The sequence below is a fragment of the Arthrobacter sp. PAMC 25486 genome, from assembly GCF_000785535.1.
GTDB lineage: Bacteria > Actinomycetota > Actinomycetes > Actinomycetales > Micrococcaceae > Specibacter.
The window spans coordinates 3,521,538-3,535,950 of the sequence record NZ_CP007595.1; the positions used below are offsets into that span (position 1 = coordinate 3,521,538).

The window sequence follows — 14,413 nt, forward strand, 5'->3', positions numbered from 1 at the left end:
ACCGATTAAATTCCGGGACTCGACGTTTTAGACACGAAATGCCCATCTTCTAGTACAAAAGTGCGAGAACTTAGTATTACTCAATGTTGCAAATAAGTCACATGGAAGCATGCCGAAACGGCCTCTTGTTAGTTACGCGAGAGCCGTTGGTGCGCATCCGACAGAACCCCAGCCAAGGGGTTTCTGAACTTTCATTGTGGCCCAAGTTACAAAGTGGGCGAATTGCCGTTCTATGGCCGTGCTAGATTTCAGGAAGGCCCTGGTGGGGATAACCAGCCAAGGCCTGTTCTTGCCCATTTGCCCTAGAGAACGGCATGGCCAAAGCGTCACTCGCGGACAGCCTCAGCAGCCAGAAAAGCGGGTGCGGAAATCGTGCTATTGTCTTCCTTGCTGATGCAGCGATTGCCGATTCAACCGAGAGGGGGAATCGCAGTCCTGTTGTTGCCTGCGCGGGTGGCGGAATGGCAGACGCGCTAGCTTGAGGTGCTAGTCCCGGAAACGGGGTGGGGGTTCAAGTCCCCCTCCGCGCACAGAATGGCTCCCTGAGAACTTCGGTTCCTAGGGAGCCTTTTCTATGCCAGAAACACCGCTTCCCGCAGTCAGAACGAGGGCCCTATCTGCCTCACATGGAGATTAGCCCGAGCCCGCCGGCGCTTTGGGTCGTCTTTTCTTGCGTGAAATCCCCAGCCCAGGTCCCTAAAGGGATGCACGCCAAGACTCAACCCCATTGAAGTGAGTCCTTATGGGTTGCTCCTACAACTTGACACCTACGAATCCGGGGTTGTGCCGTGAAAGTATCTGTTGCGCGTCGCCTTGGTTGGAGTTGGGAAGTCGCGTTCGGTGCCGATGAGCCTGTTGCTGGTTTTCCTCGGGGTGGCCTTTGGTGTTTGTTCGTTGGCGGCGTCAGGCTGACGAATGGCCTGTTAGTAGAAGCAAACGACCCGGTGCCAGACGTTCAGCACCAGTAGCGTCCCTGCGACATTCACGTCAGGAGGATTCAGCCCACCGCGTGGCATACCCGGCCTTGGCGGTGAAGGAACAAACAAGGAGGGCAGGACATCATCACCGTCGGCACCACCGGTCCCTGGCTCGTGAATTTCACCCTGGTGATGCTGGCCCTGCTGAAATTCCGGACGCGATTGAGTAAATAGAGACATGTTGTGCCCCGGACTGGAATCGAACCAGCGACCGAGAGAACTGACGGCTCGTTAGTGTCACTGGATCTGCTACATCAATCCCCATTCCGCCGATTTCCGGTCCCCGAGTGTGGGGTGGCTGGTAAGCGGCTTGTCTGTCCGTGGCGAAGTTAGAGAGGATGCCTTAGCGGACGAGCTGGTCTGTGAGTTGGGCCAGTCGGTACTCGGGGTCTGCTTCCAAGACGCGTTGAAAACACTCGTGAGCTTTGCTGCCGCGGTCTTCCCGCCATTGGAAGATGCCGAGGCTGGTGAGCACGGGTGCAGCATCGGTACAGTCTGTGCGCAAGTAGAGCTGGAACAGCACTTCGGAGGCGCGCTCGACGCGCTTCCAGCGGGGGCTTTTTTGGTTTGACCCAGGAGTAGGTCGCGCATGCTGTCGTCGATGCCGGGGATGTCCGAGAGTATCCGGTCCCAGACACTGATGAACTTGAGGTTGGCGATGAGTTCGGCAGCTTCGTCGTCGGTAGGTTCGCTACCGTCGTCGAGCAGCCTGTTCCAGAGGGTTCTGGCGCGGGTGATGGCAGCATGCGGGTTCATGGCTTTGATCCTGAAGCAGTGCCGTAGGATTTCGGTGCTGAGGGCGGGGCGGGCCAGCACGGGGATGCGGAACCTTGGGGATGCTTCGATGCTTGACCCGCGAAAGACCAATTCTGCGTTGAATTCGGTGGACAGCACTCGGTCCAGGGGATGGCTGACACTGCTGTCGGTGCCCAGGAGCAGGTAGTTGGTGAAGATGGTTTCGCCGATGAGCCAGCCGTCACGGATAATCACGCCTTGTTGACCGAGCCTGCCCGTCAGCTCCTCCATCAAGCCCTCATGGGGGCGTAAGTCAATAGGGGGACACGGTGCGTGGGTGAAGATGCCGAAGACGACACCGGTGGCCTGGCAGTCCGTGCCGACGTGATGCACGACCTGGTCGATGAAGTGTTTGGTGTCCGTTCCGGGAACCGGAAGGTTCACTCGGAGTGTGGCGCCGATGCGGCGGTCATCCAAGATGACGCAGACCAGGCTTTCCTCGGGCCAGAATCCTAGACTGTGGCCCATGAGGGCGATGAAGTCGTCTGGGGTCTTGATGCTGAGCTTTTCCATGATGCCTCCACATGGCGGTGCGGCTGGCTGATGCCGGTAACACTTGTTCATGGTTTGGCAGCGCGATAACTACATGACTGTTACCGCCGTGGGGACATTCAAAGTCATTGGAGGAGTTGTTCGGCTTGGTTGACGAGGATTCGGTCGAGGGGGAGGTGCTTCAAGCCGCGCAGCTGACGGTCGCGAATCTCTATGACCCGGCGGTGCCGGTGCGCATTCGGGCCAGTGGCGACGGGATCCAGTAAGGGAGTCCACCGGTTGCGGAGCAGTTATTTTCGCTCGTGGCTGCTGCGACACCAGACCGGTGTCAATAGAACAATGAGCCAGCGTGAGCGGATACTGCGCCGTAGATGTTGTCTGGATTCGCGGAACCGGGGAAGCCTGAGTGCGACGCTGACCAAGAGCACCGCCAGGGTTTCAAGGATAGGGACAAACCAGTTGAGGCCAGCGACAAAGGGGCTGATTCGGGAAGGGGTTCTTCGAGCAGTCCGAGTGCCAGTCGGTTGCCTAAGGCCGGGGCCATGAAGATGCACCCGGCCGCGAAACATCCCACCCCGGATTTGAAAGATCCGCTGTGCATATTGGGCAGGAATCGCAGTCAGTTCAGTGCGACGTCGGCGCATACCCAGATGATGAATGCCGATCCAATCCAGAGGAACAATTGCATGCCAGGTTGATCGCCGTAGGCCAGGGGCAGATTCTGGTTGGTGACTTCGACATGGCTACTGAAGAAGCCGGCGACGACGCATGTGCCAGCCGCGGCGGCAGCCAGGCATCCGCGCATGAGGCGGCGGCGCCGTCGTGCTTCATCGCTAAAGGTGGCCAGGATAGTAGCGGTGTGGAATTGCTAAAATGCGGCCATGATCGTCACGACCAGTGCCAGTGCCCTCGTCTAGAGTAGGGGCATGGCGTCTCAGTCGTTCTCGCTTCACCCATCGTGGGATCGCATGTACGCGTCCGGAATGACCGTGCGGGAGATCGCAGACTACACTGGCCGGGCTCGCTCCACGGTGCACCGGCACCTGCAGCTCCGAGAGAGGGTCAGTGAAGACCTCCGCGCTGTGCATGACGCTGCCAGGGAGGCTCGCGGCCCAGACTGGCCGCCCACTCGCTGGCAGCGTAGGTACAAGGAAGTCCAAGACTTCTACAAGTCGAATGGGAGGCTCCCCGCCGTCGACGGCGATGAAGTCGAGCACGATCTAGTTAATTGGGTCCGGAGCCAGCGCGCCTTGCATCGCCGCGGAGCTTTGCCGGCCATTAGAATTACGCTGATGGACATGATTCCTGACTGGGATGCGACTCCGCCACGGACAATCCTTGATGACCACTGGCGAGATCGCCTCTGTGAGCTGGTGGTGTTCGTCGCTGAGACTGGACAGATGCCCCGCTATAAGAAGTTCAGCGGGGAGTATGAGCATGTCTTGGGAGTTTGGCTTCACACGCAACACCAAGCCCGCGCCGAGGGGCGGCTATTGTCGTGGCGTCTCGAGGAACTCGACGCGTCCTTCTCCGGCTGGCGCAGTAGAGAGTAGCTGGCGCCGCTAAAGCGCACCTGTTGTCTGGACTCGGTAACAGCCTTGGGGCACGAGACTTTTTAGTAAGAGATTCGTGGGATATCAAACGCGCAGGTTTATGCTGCACGTTAGCCCCACTTTTCGCCTACGCCATCCCCATTCCCTCGATCCGCGGACCACGACTCATTGGTGGCCGGAACGCCGAGTTCTTGTCCATGGCCCAGGGTGCAAGGATGCCGGCGCCGACCATTTGGTCGCTGAGTTGGGCAAGCCGATAGTTGGGGTCGGCTTCCAGCGCGTGCTGAAAGCACTGGCGGGCGCGGGATCCTTTGCCCTCCCACCACTGGATGATGCCAAGACTGGTGAGTACGGGGGCGGCATCAGTTCCATCGGCCCGGGTGTATAGATGGAGCAGGAGCTCCTGGGCACGGTCGACGCGTTGCCATTGAGGCGGCCGCTTCGTTTGGCCGAGCAGCAAGTCGCCAAGGCTGTCCTCCAATCCAGGAATGTCGGCCAAGAGCCGGTCACGCACCGAGATAAATTTGAAGTCTGCCAACAACTCTGCCGACTGTGTATCCGTTGGTAGGGTGGCACCATCGAGCAAGCCAGCCCACAAGATTCGTGCCTTGGCGGTGGCAGCCCGTGGAGTCATGGACTCGATTCGAAGGCAGTGTTTTAACACCTCTTCACTTAGATCCCGCCGAGCGAGAATGGGGACACGAAACCCGGGGGTGGGCTCGATGCTGGAGCCACGGAAAACCAGTTCCACGTTGAGTTGGCTCGTTTTGATCCCTTCTAAGGGGCTGCGGGACAGCGGATCAGGGACAATCTGGAAGTAGTTTGTGAACGACGTTTCCCCGATCAACCAACCATCGCGGACCGTGATTCCGTGCTGCGAGAGCTCCCCAGTTAGGGCTTCCATGACGTCTTCGTATGGTCTGTCGTCCATGGGTTCCCACTGGACAGGTGTGAAGATGCCGAAGACGACGCCGGTTGCCTCGCGGTCGTTGGCAATGTATTTGACCGCGTCGCGCACATACCTAGTGGTGTCCGCTCCCGCTTTGGGAAGTCCTACCCGAAGGGTCGAGCCAATGCGGCGGCCGTCTAGAGTGATGCAGACCAGGCTTTCCTTTGGCCAGTAGCCGAGGGTATGCCCCATGAGGCTGATGAAGTCTTCCGGAGTCTTGATGCTGAGCCGTTCCACAATTCCTCCGACCATTCACGGGTCATGAGCCGAAGCTCCTGTCACCAGTTCATGGGGAGGGGGAGAGAAAGCGACGTGGACTATGCCGCGCGGGCACCGCTGGGCCGACTTCGAAGCGCGGCTGTCGCTAATCTCCTTGCAAGAGTTCTTCTGCCTGGCTGACAAGCACGCACTCGCGAGGGTTCAAAGGCATCCCGCGAAACTGGCAGTCACGAACTTCAACTACACAGCGGTGCAGATGGACAGCGGAATTGCTTCTGAGGGGGTCCAATATGAGGGTCGCGCGATTGTGGAGCAAGTACTTTCGATCAATAGTGCTGCGCAGCCAAAGCTTCATCAGCAGCACCATGAACCAGCGGGAGCGCATATTGTGCTGCAGCCGCTGTGTGGACTCGCGAAACCTGGGCAGAATCAGCCCAATGCTGACCAGAATTACGGCCAGGCTTTCGAAGGCTGGAAAAGACCAGTTGAGCCCCCTGACCAACGGGTTGTCTTGTCCGGAATTCTCTTCCATCAGGCCCAGTGTCAGCCGATTGGCAAGAGCTAAAACCATGAAGACGCAGCCGATGGCGAAGCATCCAACGCCCGACTGGAAGGTGCGGCTGCGCATCTGTGGAAAGAACTGCAGAGACGTGCGTGCGACCGAAACACAGACTCCAATAATGAATGCCGATCCCGTCCAGAGGAATAGCTGCATGCCAGGCTGGTCGCCGTAGGCCAGCGGCAGGTTCCTGTTCGTTACGTCCACTTTGCTGAGTGAAAATCCTGTGACGACGCACGTCCCGGCAACGGCGGCAGCCAACCGTCCCCATCTGAGGAGGTGCCGCCGTCGTACTTCATCATTGAAGGTGGCCAAGACCATGGCGGTATGAAATTGCCAGAATCCGGTCAGGATGGCCAGGATGAGGACCAGGCCCACATGGTTGTGCCCGCCGAGGAGGGGGTCCGTTGCAGCGTAGACGGAAGGTATGAAGAGGGTGCAGGCTATGGCGGCAAAGAAGGTGGCGCGCAGGACGGATGCGCGCTCCTTGTCCAGGGCTGTGGGAAGGCGGACAGCGGTGAGGAGCCAGAGCATTGCCGCTGGGACGTAGTCCATTATCCGAAGACCTTGTTGAATCCAGACGGGTCGGCAGATGGTGCCTGCGGGCGGCGGAGGATGCGTGCGGTCAGGAGGTCGGCCAGGTATTCGGCGGTGGCTTCGGTGTCGTTGTCAAAGCTGCTGCGGCCGAGGATCATCAACGGAATTTGGGGGATGCCAGGTATCGGCGGGAGCAGGAGCGAAGCGGCAGAGTACTGGTGGTTTAGGATCAGGTGGGAAAATTCGTGCAGGATGATCAATTGTCGGTGCCAGACACTTATTTCCGGTGCGTGGAGGACGTAGTCACGGTCTTCGCAGTGAATCCAGAGGCCGCAGAGGTCGTGCCTGTCGAGGGTGGGCATTTCCCCGATGATGATTGGCAGGCCACTCCTGGCTTCGAGCAACGACTGGATGCTTTGTAGGTCGGGATATTCTCCAACGTCAAGCTTTCGGATGGCGTCGCGGGCTGTGCGACGGATCCGCCGGGGGTTCATGTGCGACGCTTCAACTTTTTGTCTTTGGCCAAGTTTCGTTTGGGACGCGTTTCTGCTGACTTGCTCTTTGTGGTGCTGGCGAATAAACATGTGCGGAACCCATCGACTTCCTCAGCGACTGAGAGTCATCGCTCTACCCTAAATGCTAGATCCGCAAGTGCCGGCTGGGTAGGCGAGGGACGCAACTTTATTTGCGGTTGCCTTTGTCTTGCCGGGCGAGATGTTGCCTGAGGCCCTCTTCGCCACGGCGCATCAGTACCCGGTGGGCGTAGGTGAAAGCAGGCGCTGCCACCGGGCTCAGAAATGCCATCCATAGGCTGGTGGGTCGCACCCTCCACTCGATCTTCATTTGGGTGCCGCCGTGGGGGAGAGGCCTCAGCATGACGCGACCATCGCCGTGCAGGTCGCCGCCGGCGTCAAACGTGATCTCGTTTGGGCTGTCAACATGGGTGGGGCGGTAGGACACCTTTAGTGTGTAACCTAGGGTTGCCTTGAAATTCAAGCCAGCGGTGGTGGCCGTGAGGATCTCCGCATCGCTGGCGTCAGAGGCATACGGGGCCCGAACAAGTGGCTTCGCGAATGTGCAGCCTGGCCACCAATCGGGCCAAGACATGTCTGCGTCAGCGATGACGTCCCAGACTTCCTGCTGGGTGTTGGGAAATGTCCATGACGATGAAAGGTCGTAGATGCGAGCTACCATGTGGACATTGTCGCATGGCGGTTGCTGACGGGGGTTTGGACTAGGGTGAATCATTACCAAGTCTCAGAGCCGAACCGGGATACCACACCGGTCTGGACGGTATCGACAGCCGAGCCGGTTCCCCGTTTCATCGGCTGTCGATACCGTAGGCTATTCCATTTTCCGGACCACGAGTTCCGAGTGGAGATCCGGTAGGGACTTGTCCTGTTACAAAGAGACCAGTGCGCCCTCAACTACTGCTTCGAGCTCGTGCAGGCGAGGAAGCGCTCGTTCGGTCAGTAGCTGTTCGCGAACGTCCGCTGAGACGGCGAGACTGTCCTTCCACAGTGAACGACCAGCCATGGCACCGCTGGCACCATTGGCCACCGCAATCTCCACCTGTTTGATGAACGTCTCATGATCGACGCCGGCTGACAGAACCGCCCAAGGCACGCCAGCTGCCGCTTCGGTGACTGCGGCGCTTGCCTCAGCTGATCCCGGGTACTGCAGTTTCAGGACCTTGGCACCACACAGGACGGACAGACGCGCGGAGTCGGCGACGAGGCCAGGGAAGGCTGCAGCGTAGTCTTCCTCGCTCTCGTCTTCGAGACGGTAGACGAGGATCTCGACGATGAGGAGCAGGCCCTCTTCAGAGCAAGCCGTGACGAGCTCACGAATTCCGTCCGCCACCCGTGAGTCTGCATCTTGACGGTCAGGGCGCATGTACCAGAGCATCTTCGCGACGTCACCGCCAAGATCGCGCACCTTTCGCGGAGACATCCCGGGAACCAAATTCGTGAACTGGAGGCCATCAACTTTGTCGAAGCCCGACGCATCCAGGCCGACAACAAGGGCGGTGTCGCGTGCGAGGACACCTTCATCGGCCACACGCGGTAGAGCAACCTCGGGATCCAGCAGAATGGCGGGTGCTGCGTTTCCGAGATACCGGACGAGATCTACTTTGGCGTCCGAGAGCTGTTCAGCGGTGATAGAGCCCGGACCGTCTGGTGCGTCATGCATTACGGCTTTCATACCATTGCGCTGGTCCGCTGCAACGATGAGCATCTTTCCGCTGGCAGTTGAGATAGCGGCCATGCCGCGGCGCTCGAGAGTCGTGAGTTTGTTCATTGGGTGCTCCTAATTTGGATGGTGTTGGTAATTGGGGTTTTTGCTTCGGTGTAGGGTGCGCCGAAGCGGGCTGAAGAAGTGTTGTGCCATGCTTCCCACCGTGTTATCTCTCCTGCGACGCAGGTTTATCTGGACCAGACGGGTTAGGAATGGGGTTCCAGGGCCAGCTAGTGCACGCCTTGCCGTATTCCAAAGTCCGCTAGGAACCTGTTGATCTGGTCATTTGGTGCGAGCAAGCCGTCGATGCGGAGATGTCCGACACCGGGTGGTCGAGTTACCTCGGGGGTTAGGAATCGGGTGGGTTCCTTCACTTTTGCGAGGTCGCGTGCAGCACCGCGCAGGTACATGCGATTCGCTACTTCTTCGGAAGGGGTATCCATCCACGCGAGGTGCACTTGTGCGGCCGGGATGGCCAGGCGTTCGACGAGTCTCCCCCATGCGGCAGGGTAGGTGCGTTCCGACGTAAATGGAGCTACAACGATCACGCTGTTGCCCAGTTTGAGATTCTCCCGTGCTGTATCGAAGAGGCAGGTGTAGCGGATATCGTTCACGCTCGCGCGCACCGGCGGGTCCGCCGTCGGCACATCGACCAGAAACTCGCCCCCCATGTGTTCAAACAACGGGTTCGTGAGGGTATCGAGGTCAAGAATGGTCCAGTGAAGTTCGCGGGCAAGATCCTGGGCGAACGTTGTTTTGCCACTGGCGGGCACTCCGCAGACGATAATCGCCTCGGGGGAGCATTCTTCAGTCATGTTGATTCTCATTCTTTTTGGGTGGGGAGGGTGGGTGCGTCCTTGGGCGGTCGCTGGGATCAGCGGCTGGAGTATCCGCCGTCGATGGGCAGTGAGACCCCGGTGATCATGGAGGCGGCGTCGCTCAGCAAGAAGACGATGGGTGCGGCGACTTCATCGGTAGTTGCCCAGCGTCCGAGCGGCATTTGCTCCAGGAACGGTGCACCAATTTCGGGACGCCCCCAGTAGAAATTGGACATGTCAGTCATGACTACAGTCGGGTTGACGCTATTGACTCGGATGTTGTGTTTGCCCAATTCCAGTGCGGCGACCCGGGTGATACTGTCTAGAGCTGCTTTGGACGCACCATAGGAGATGTGTCCGGTGAGCGCCACCAAGCTTGCCTGACTGGAGACGTTGACGATGGCACCGCCGTTGCCGTCGCGGATCATGGAGGGGGTGGCGTATTTGATGACCAGGAGTGCGCCGCGGGCGTTGATGTTGATGACCTGGTCAAAGATTTTGATATCGGTGTCCTGCGGCGTGGCGATTTCGCCGCCGAAGCCGGCACAGTTCACAACACCCCAAAGATCTAGATCCTCAATGGCGTCTTTGATGCTGTCCTCACTGGACAGATCGAAGGCCAAGGGTTGGGCGCCGGTCTCGTCGCAGAGCCCAGCCAAGGATTCGAGGTTGCGCGCACTGGCTATCACCTTTGCTCCGGCCGCTATGAGCTGCCGGACAGTTGCGGAACCGATGCCGCCGCTGGCTCCCGTGACGAGGATGGTGCGGCCGTTAAAGTCGTTCATGGTGCTGCTTTCTGTTGATTTGAAGTTCGTTGCGTCTAGTGGCTGCGATGTTTGGTTAGGTGCCTAATTGCGGTGTGAACGCCAGCGTGTTCGAGGGATTCGCGTGCCCGTCGATATGCAGTTACAAACCGTTCGTTGGTATTCAGGTCACCGAAGACCGCATTCAGGTGCAAGAATGCGCCGGGGCTAACCTTGTCTGCACACGCGGCGGAACGGAGTTCGACGAACCTACGGTCCGTTATTTCGATGTCTCCTTCGTATTCGTCTGCGAGTTCTAGAAATTGTGCCCATGCTGCAATCACGAGGGCAGCACAGCCGATAGGACCTCCGAGGATGAGCTGCTCGCGTACAACGGGAAGGAGGAATTTAGGGATGCGTTCAGACGCATCGACCATTTGGCGGGCGAGTGTGTCGCGAATGGCCGTATTGGTGAATCGAAGGAGCAGTTCCTGGCGGTAGGCATCAAGATCAATGCCAGGTACGGGCGGCAGCGTTGGTGACGCCTCCCGTTCCATATACTCGAGAATGAAGTTGGCGAACAATGGATCGGCGCAAACTTCATGGACGTATCGATGGCCAGCCAGGTATCCGAGATAACTCATGACTTGGTGGCTAGCGTTGAGTAGCCGCAGTTTCATGAGCTCGTACGGTTCAACATGCTCCACGAGTTGAACCCCTACGTCTTGCAGCGGCGGGCGACCGGAGGTGAAGTTGTCTTCCAAGACCCATTGTTCGAAGGGTTCGGCAACCACGGGCCAGGCATCGGTGAATCCATAAAATGCGATGACTGCTTCCCGGTCTGCGTCAGTGGTGCCGGGGGTAATACGGTCAACCATGGAGTTGGGGAACGCGACGTGCTCGTTGATCCATTCAGCCAGTCCAGGGTCTTTGAGTTTGGCGAAAGAGACCAAGGCCTTGCGGGCAATATTGCCGTTGCCTTGCATGTTGTCGCACGACATGACAGTGAATGGCTTGGCACCGAGTTCACGCCGTTGGGATAAAGCTGCGCAAATTAGCCCGAACACTGACTGCGGAACACTGTTGGGAATCAGGTCGTGAACTATGTCCTTGGTTTGAGGTACGAATTCTCCGGTGGCGTCGTCGATGCTGTAGCCGCCTTCAGTCACGGATAGTGACACGATTCGAATGGCTGGATCCATCAATTTGTGGATGACTGCTGCTGGGTCATCGGGAGCGAACAGGTATTCGGTGATGGAGCCAATGATCCTGGCATCTTCGGCTCCGTCCGGGCTTTTGAGGATCAGGGTGTACAAGCCGTCTTGGGTATGGAGTACGTCGCGCATCTGGACGTCGGAAGGTAGGACTCCGACCCCACAAATTCCCCAGTCGAGGGAATTGCCACGGTTCAGCAGTCGGTCGATGAACATGGCTTGGTGAGAGCGGTGGAATCCTCCGACTCCAAAGTGAACGATTCCGGTCCGGATCGCACGTCGAGGATATGTGGGAGTGGGTAGCTTATTTGCGATTTTGGGAAGGGCGGCTTCGCTTAACGTCGTCATATCATCTTTCTCTTCGCTCGGGAGGGTGGGGCTGGTGCTGCTGCCCAGTTGGTTGGGCTGGGCAGCAGCACCATCGGGTAGGTGTTTAACAGGTTGACTTGTAGATGTACTGGGCGCCCTCGCCGGTGATATTCTCAGCCGTGATCTGCTTGAAACCGGTTTGGATCTTCTTTTCTGTCGGTTCACCCTTGATGGCCTTGAGTGCTTGTTCAACACCCTGAGTACCGATGGAACCCGGTTCCTGCGCGATCAGTGCCTGGACGACGCCGTCCTTGAGCTGTTTGACCTGTGCCGGCCCAGCATCGAAACCGACGATTTTGACTTGGTTTTGCTTGCCAGCCTGGCGGACGCCAGTTGCGGTCCCTTCCGCAGCGAACGTGTTTGCAGCGAATACCCCAACAATGTCCGAGTCCTTGGCCAAAGCAGCGGAGACCAATCTGGCTGCCTCGGCAGGGTCGTTGTGGCTGTACTGCACGCCGAGGTACTGGAATGAAGGGTCAGCTTTCGCGCCTTCTTCGAAACCCGCAACCCGAGCATCAGCGGTCGAGACACCAGGATCTGTGGAGATCACCAGAACCTTGCCGCCCTCGGGGCTGAGCTTCTTGATTGCTTTAAAGGCTTCGAGCCCACCTCCCCTGTTGTCGGAGGCGATTGCCGACGACGCAAACGAGGGATCCTGCACAGTAGTGTCCACGAGGACTACTTTGATGCCGGCTGCAGCGGCTGCTTTCAATGGTGCTTGCATGGCGGCTACATCAGTGGGGGCGATGATTATGGCGTCCGGACGGGACGCTGCTACCGAATCAACGATGGGTTTTTGTAGGGTCGGATCGAACTTCACGGGCCCCTGGGTGTTGATTGATGCGCCCGCCGACTTTGCAGCTGCGTCGATACCGCACTTCATGCTGACATAGAATTCGTCACCGGCAACGCCCTGGATGAACGCGAGCTTCGGCTGGGCGTCGGCAGCGTTACCGGTCGCTGCGGTGCCTCCGCTGCATGCTGTCAGAGACGTTGCGGCCAGAATACCTGCTGCGATCAAGGCGAATTTGGGGGTTAACTTCATTGTGTAGCTCCTCATTTGCTTGTATGGAATAGGGTGACGAAGGTTTAGCGGGAACGTTGACTGAAGAGTTTCTTCCAGCCTTGTGTTTTGGCTGAGTGGCCGCGGGCGGCAGCAGCGCGGCGCCGCTGGTCGACGTACACTGCCGTGATGAGTACTGCTCCTACTGCGACTTGCTGCCAGAATGGTTGAATTCCGACGATGACGAAGCCGTTCTGAAGCACTGCCGGGATGAACAGGCCTATGACCGTTCCGAAGATGGTTCCGATACCACCGAAGAGCGAGGTACCGCCGATGACCACAGCCGCAATCACATTGAGGTTTGTCTGGGATTGGCCTGCGATGGCGGTTGTCCCGTACTGAGATAGGGAAAGTATGCCTGCGACACCGGCGAGGCCGCCGGAAAGGGCATAAACGGAGATCAGCTGCCGATCCACTTTCACGCCGACCCTGCGGGCAGATTCTTCACTGGATCCGACGGCGAATGTGTAGAGGCCGAATCGGGTTCGGTGCAGCACCACTCCGAAGATGACGATAAATATCAACGCAATGAGGGAAATCGTTGGCCAAGTTGTGCCCGGGACATTTCCGTAGCCAATGGAGTCTTGCAGAACGGACGGAACGTCCCTGATGTCGACGCCGCCAGTGATTACCTGTGCGAGTCCCAATGCACCGCCCAATGTTCCCAGAGTGACGATCAGCGGGGGGACCTTGGCCTTTGCGATGAGAATGCCGTTGAGAAGGCCCCAGCCGAGTCCACATCCAATTGAAACCAAAATGCCGACAACCGCTGTGCCCCACCCGTTGTCACCCATGGCCTGCATGACCTTGGCTGCGACTACTCCGGAAAAAACGAGATTGGAACCTACCGACAAATCGATACCTGAGGTGACGATGACGAATGTCGCGCCGATGCCTAAGACACCTAGGATGGAGACGTTTTGAATGATCTGTCGGACATTCCCCCAGGTAGCGAAGACTTCAGGCGCCAGGGCTGTGAAGACCAAGAATATGGCCAGCAGTACAAGAAGAATTTGGAATGACTGGACCTGCAGGATGTGGCGCAGGAGGGATGTACGGGGCTGCAAGTTGTCGATTGCAGCGGTCGGCCGGGTGGTCTTGGTTGTCGTCATGCCTGAGCTCCATCAAGTGCGCCGGTCATTGCACCGACTAGTTCTTCCACGGTTGTTTTCTTGGCTTCATATGTGGCTACACGGCGACCAAGCCGGAGAACCTGAACCCGGTCGGCGACGTCTATCACGTGCGGCATCGAGTGGCTGATGAATACGACGCCGACACCTTTGTCTCGTACGCGGCGTATGGTCTCGAGTACATTCTTGGTCTGGACTACGCCCAAGGCGGCTGTCGGTTCGTCGAGGAATATGACGCCCTTGGCCCAAGCCACGGCGCGCGCAATGGCAATTGCTTGCTTTTGACCACCAGACATGGATCCGACTGGATCGGACAGGCTCCGAACCGTGGCGCCTAGGTCATCGAATGCCTGACGCGACTTCGCACGCATAGTCTTGTTGTCCATGAAGCCCAAGCGACCTTGGAGTCCGGCCTTTGGAATCTCTCGGCCAAGGAACATGTTTTGGGCCGCGTTGAGATGTGGAGCAAGTGCCAGATCTTGATAGACGGTTTCTATGCCTAGTCTGCTGGCCTGCGTTGGTGAAGTGAGCTCCACCTCGCCGCCTGCGAACAGGATCTGACCTGAATTCAACGCAAGGTTTCCCGAGAGGGCTTTTACAAGAGTGGATTTTCCCGCGCCGTTATCACCGATGAGAGCAACGACCTCGCCAGCGTTGACTTCAAAGTCGACTCCATCCAGTGCGCGTACGTTGCCGAAACTGCGGGTCAGCCCGCGGGCTTGAAGAATTGGGATTGGTGTCATGTCATGACTCCTGT

14 protein-coding genes, 1 tRNA gene and 2 pseudogenes are annotated in these 14,413 nt (G+C 58.2%); 3 read left to right on the top strand and 14 right to left on the bottom strand.

The genetic code is table 11. The features are described 5' to 3' along the window. Positions 1-447 precede the first annotated feature (447 nt). Positions 448-530 (top strand) — tRNA-Leu (locus tag art_RS16030). A gap of 790 nt (positions 531-1,320) precedes the next feature. On the opposite strand, the gene art_RS23360 is transcribed toward art_RS16030, so the two are convergent. From art_RS23360 to art_RS22545, 3 genes and pseudogenes are all read right to left on the bottom strand, one after another. Continuing rightward, a complete protein-coding gene (locus art_RS23360) occupies positions 1,321-1,500 on the bottom strand; it encodes a DUF4192 family protein (protein WP_367643788.1) in 180 nt (59 codons plus the stop codon). Between the two features lie 38 nt (positions 1,501-1,538). Further along, positions 1,539-2,336 (bottom strand): annotated as a pseudogene (locus art_RS16035) (DUF4192 family protein); the annotation flags it as partial. Positions 2,337-2,883: 547 nt separating this feature from the next. Continuing rightward, entirely contained in the window at positions 2,884-3,069 is a 186-nt protein-coding gene (locus art_RS22545; protein ID WP_038466426.1) for a hypothetical protein, read from the bottom strand. Between the two features lie 178 nt (positions 3,070-3,247). Between art_RS22545 and art_RS23365 the strand changes: the two are divergent. Together art_RS23365 and art_RS23030 are read left to right on the top strand one after the other, a co-directional pair. Beyond that, positions 3,248-3,556: pseudogene (locus art_RS23365) on the top strand (Helicase associated domain protein); the annotation flags it as partial. Further along, positions 3,557-3,817, top strand: a complete 261-nt coding sequence (locus art_RS23030) for a helicase associated domain-containing protein (RefSeq protein WP_253901380.1) — start codon at positions 3,557-3,559, stop codon at positions 3,815-3,817. Positions 3,818-3,944: 127 nt separating this feature from the next. Here the strand turns inward: art_RS23030 and art_RS16050 are convergent, their stop codons facing one another. The 11 genes from art_RS16050 to art_RS16100 form a co-directional block, all read right to left on the bottom strand. Further along, positions 3,945-5,003, bottom strand: a complete 1,059-nt coding sequence (locus art_RS16050) for a DUF4192 domain-containing protein (RefSeq protein WP_157875305.1) — start codon at positions 5,001-5,003, stop codon at positions 3,945-3,947. Between the two features lie 127 nt (positions 5,004-5,130). Continuing rightward, the gene (locus art_RS16055; protein WP_038466432.1) at positions 5,131-6,099 is read right to left on the bottom strand and encodes a hypothetical protein; all 969 of its coding nucleotides are present in this window, start codon (positions 6,097-6,099) and stop codon (positions 5,131-5,133) included. Beyond that, a complete protein-coding gene (locus art_RS21180) occupies positions 6,099-6,575 on the bottom strand; it encodes a hypothetical protein (protein ID WP_052136655.1) in 477 nt (158 codons plus the stop codon). Before art_RS21180 ends, art_RS16055 begins: the two co-directional genes overlap by 1 nt. A gap of 187 nt (positions 6,576-6,762) precedes the next feature. Further along, complete coding sequence (locus tag art_RS16065) at positions 6,763-7,275, bottom strand: hypothetical protein (RefSeq protein WP_038466435.1); 513 nt, start codon at positions 7,273-7,275, stop codon at positions 6,763-6,765. A gap of 207 nt (positions 7,276-7,482) precedes the next feature. Next, positions 7,483-8,382, bottom strand: coding sequence for a tagatose-bisphosphate aldolase (locus tag art_RS16070; protein WP_038466438.1), 900 nt, complete (start codon positions 8,380-8,382; stop codon positions 7,483-7,485). Positions 8,383-8,549: 167 nt separating this feature from the next. Continuing rightward, positions 8,550-9,134 carry an ATP-binding protein gene (locus art_RS16075; protein WP_038466441.1) on the bottom strand — a complete coding sequence of 195 codons (585 nt, stop codon included), beginning with the start codon at positions 9,132-9,134 and terminating at the stop codon, positions 8,550-8,552. A gap of 59 nt (positions 9,135-9,193) precedes the next feature. Further along, complete coding sequence (locus art_RS16080) at positions 9,194-9,922, bottom strand: SDR family oxidoreductase (RefSeq protein WP_038466444.1); 729 nt, start codon at positions 9,920-9,922, stop codon at positions 9,194-9,196. Between the two features lie 35 nt (positions 9,923-9,957). Then, on the bottom strand, positions 9,958-11,442 hold the full coding sequence (locus art_RS16085; RefSeq protein WP_038466447.1) for a mannitol dehydrogenase family protein: 1,485 nt from the start codon (positions 11,440-11,442) through the stop codon (positions 9,958-9,960). An 85-nt stretch (positions 11,443-11,527) separates the two neighbouring features. Further along, a complete protein-coding gene (locus tag art_RS16090; RefSeq protein ID WP_038466450.1) occupies positions 11,528-12,508 on the bottom strand; it encodes an ABC transporter substrate-binding protein in 981 nt (326 codons plus the stop codon). Positions 12,509-12,552: 44 nt separating this feature from the next. Beyond that, the gene (locus art_RS16095) at positions 12,553-13,638 is read right to left on the bottom strand and encodes an ABC transporter permease (protein ID WP_038466453.1); all 1,086 of its coding nucleotides are present in this window, start codon (positions 13,636-13,638) and stop codon (positions 12,553-12,555) included. Beyond that, the gene (locus art_RS16100) at positions 13,635-14,399 is read right to left on the bottom strand and encodes an ATP-binding cassette domain-containing protein (protein WP_038466456.1); all 765 of its coding nucleotides are present in this window, start codon (positions 14,397-14,399) and stop codon (positions 13,635-13,637) included. Before art_RS16100 ends, art_RS16095 begins: the two co-directional genes overlap by 4 nt. Positions 14,400-14,413: the final 14 nt, after the last annotated feature.